This window comes from Corynebacterium tuberculostearicum, from assembly GCF_022347385.1.
Taxonomy (GTDB): Bacteria; Actinomycetota; Actinomycetes; order Mycobacteriales; family Mycobacteriaceae; genus Corynebacterium; species Corynebacterium tuberculostearicum_M.
Window position 1 is genome coordinate 1 of sequence record NZ_JAKRDT010000042.1, and the last position, 2,682, is coordinate 2,682.

A 2,682-nucleotide genomic window follows, 5' to 3' on the forward strand; every position below is an offset into this window, starting at 1 on the left:
TCCGCCAAGATACGGTCCTCTACAAGACGGACCACACGGTCCTTTGCATCCTGGTCAAATTTTCTTGGCATATTCCAGATTTTCCCATCTACTCAGACGGAACAAAACCTGGGACACTTCACTCTGTGGAGCTGTGGGAGCGCCCCCTAACCAGAGCACGGGATTAGCGGCGTGTGACGGCGAGCTTGCAAGGTAGTCCCCAGCCGGTGGTGTGGGCGGCGTTGAAGGTGACGGCCTGGTCGATATAACTACGATCCAAATGCCGGAGATTTGCGTGACTACTGCACTAAGTCACCAGATTTTTATTACTACCCTGGAGGGACCTCTGCAGATTTTAGAGGTGCATGTGCTCGGCATGATATCTGCTACTTCGATGTAAAAGAATCTGGAGGAGCATCATCTGGATTTGCGAACTGCAATCGACAGCTTAGAGATAATCTTCGAACAGTATGTAGAAATGTCTACTCTAATGAATACTGGATTAGAAATGATTGCGTCGTTGTAGTAACAGTACATCCTACGCATTGGCCTGGGCATTTAGGAGGATAGCGATGAAGAAATTGTTCCTTTATTTCCTATTGGGAGGAGGACTTTTCTCTCTTACAGCCTGTGGAAATGCCGTTTATACAGACATTTCCGGACAAGTTGGATTCTCACTTAATGAATCCGGTGGCGTAATTGTAGAGGTGGAATCATGCGGAGTTGAGTTAGACGGCGTAGATTTGACTGGTCCGAACGTAAACGGCGAGAATCATAAATACGCAAGCTTTAACGCTAAAGTTCCCGTGTCTGGGTACTTCAACGTTGATATCTCAAATCCGGATTCGAACTGGCAAGCAGAGTCACCAGTTGAAGCACCAGAAAAAGCTGATGAGCTGTTGATTGCGAATGCTTCCACTTCGCATGAGGATGTTCAGCCGTATCCAGTAGATGCGAAACTATCGGAAATACGCGAGCTCAAGCCCGGAGAGATTATTACAGGTTCCTCAGAAAGCACTGTCGATGAAACTTCAAGCAAGATTGTGACGCAGGAAGAATTTTCTCGTTGTGATTGATGCGCGTGCGTCGCGATGAGCTTCTCGCCCGCGAAGGATCGACCGACTAAACGTAGCGCTGGCGAAGACGAGATGAACGCCGTCGAGGGCCCCGGATAAGCGTGCTTATCTGGGGTCCTTATCTTTGTTGCATCCGCACCGCGGCTTAATGGGCTCGCCGTTGTCACTTGCTTATCTGCTTAATTCGTCAATCGCTTGCGTGATTGTCTGTTTGGCACAAGCGTCTATTTCTGCGCCAATGTGGCCTTTTGCCCGCTAGGGCTTGGCCTTTCCGGCCCACGCCTAATTTTCTTTGGAACATGAGCAAGAAAACTGTCTACCCATGGTTGACTTGTTTAGTCTCCTGTCGGTAGACTACCGTTATGAAGCGAAACGCCGTCATCAAGAAATTGAAAGCGGAAGCCAAGCGGCGCGGTCTTGAATTTGAGGAAATCGCCCTATCGCGCCATGACGCTTATCGGGTAGGCAGCACAACCCGAACCTTAGGTAGGCACCGTGAGATTGACGATGTGACAGTCAAGAAGTTTTTCGACCAATACGCCCAAGAACTAGGGAAAGGCTGGTGGAGGTAATGACCACGACATACACAGTAACCGCAGAACGCGGAACCAGCGGAGTATGGGTGCTCGAATGCGCCGAACTGGGGGCAGTGTCCCAAACTAAGCGGCTAGCTAATGCTGCCGACGAGATGCGCGAAGCACTGGCCTTTCAGGCAGGCCTAGACCCAGACGAACTCAACATTATTGTTGATGTTGTTCTCCCACCGGGCCTTGCGGAAATGAAAGCTCGCGCCGAAAAAGAACGCGAAGAAGCGGCACGACTGGCCGCTGCGGCACAGGCAAGCACTCATGACCTCGCTGTTGCAATGAGAAACGCTGGAATGACCGTGCGAGATATGGGAACAGTCCTCGGAGTGTCTTACCAGCGCGCCCAAAAGCTCGCAGCATCCTAAACACTGAAAGCGAAAGTCGCCCAGCACGCGCATGATAGACACGCGTACTGGGCGACTTTTATCGGCCGGCGGACTGGTGCGCGTTAGCGGCGTGTGACGGTGGGCTTGCAAGGTAGTCCCCAGTTAGTGGTGTAGCCGGCGTTGAAGGTGACGGCCTGGTCGAGGATTTGGCGTCCAATCTTGGTTGCTTCTTTCCCGAAAAGTTTGTTGAGCATCTGTCCGGTGGCGGTAGCGTCGGCGATAGCCGCGTGGGACTGCGGGTTATGCAACCCAACATGGTCAAGCAAAGCAGAGAGTTTGTAGGAGCGCAGGGACACCATCTGCTTAGCCAGGGCGATGGTATCTACGAAGGGGAAGTGCACGTCTTCCCCGTCTGGGGTGATGCGCTCGGCTTCAGCAAGAATCATCTTCGAATCGAAGGGGGCATTGTGTGCCATGAGCACCATCCCATCTACACGTGCGGCGAACTCGGTGTAGACCTCTGGGAAGGTGGGCGCGTGGGCGACATCAGCGTTGGTGATGCCGTGGATGTGGGAGTTTTTAATCTGCTTGCCGGGCCTGGCCCCCGGAAAGTAGACACGTCGGGGGTTAGCTATGCTGCTTGGGTCAGTGTAGCTGAATTAAGCGCCTCGAAGTCATCGGGGGCTAGAAGGTTGCACCAGGAGTGCCGTCTGC

At 52.6% G+C, this 2,682-nt stretch carries 4 protein-coding genes; 3 read left to right on the top strand and 1 reads right to left on the bottom strand.

The annotated features are described in order from the left end of the window. Positions 1–551 precede the first annotated feature (551 nt). From MHK00_RS11745 to MHK00_RS11755, 3 genes are all read left to right on the top strand, one after another. Positions 552–1,055 (top strand): hypothetical protein, encoded by a 504-nt coding sequence (locus tag MHK00_RS11745; RefSeq protein ID WP_156794342.1) that lies wholly within the window; start codon positions 552–554, stop codon positions 1,053–1,055. Between the two features lie 362 nt (positions 1,056–1,417). Beyond that, positions 1,418–1,627, top strand: a complete 210-nt coding sequence (locus MHK00_RS11750; RefSeq protein WP_005325312.1) for a hypothetical protein — start codon at positions 1,418–1,420, stop codon at positions 1,625–1,627. Next, positions 1,627–2,007 carry a hypothetical protein gene (locus MHK00_RS11755; RefSeq protein ID WP_005325318.1) on the top strand — a complete coding sequence of 127 codons (381 nt, stop codon included), beginning with the start codon at positions 1,627–1,629 and terminating at the stop codon, positions 2,005–2,007. The genes MHK00_RS11750 and MHK00_RS11755 overlap by 1 nt, the downstream gene beginning before the upstream one ends. Before the next feature lie 83 nt (positions 2,008–2,090). On the opposite strand, the gene MHK00_RS11760 is transcribed toward MHK00_RS11755, so the two are convergent. Further along, entirely contained in the window at positions 2,091–2,603 is a 513-nt protein-coding gene (locus MHK00_RS11760) for a 3'-5' exonuclease (protein WP_366512280.1), read from the bottom strand. Positions 2,604–2,682 lie beyond the last annotated feature (79 nt).

Coding starts and splice junctions, on each gene's coding strand:
- MHK00_RS11750 (WP_005325312.1), top strand. CDS start 1,418: ATGAAGCGAAACGCCGTCATCAAGAAATTGAAAGCGGAAGCCAAGCGG.
- MHK00_RS11745 (WP_156794342.1), top strand. CDS start 552: ATGAAGAAATTGTTCCTTTATTTCCTATTGGGAGGAGGACTTTTCTCT.
- MHK00_RS11755 (WP_005325318.1), top strand. CDS start 1,627: ATGACCACGACATACACAGTAACCGCAGAACGCGGAACCAGCGGAGTA.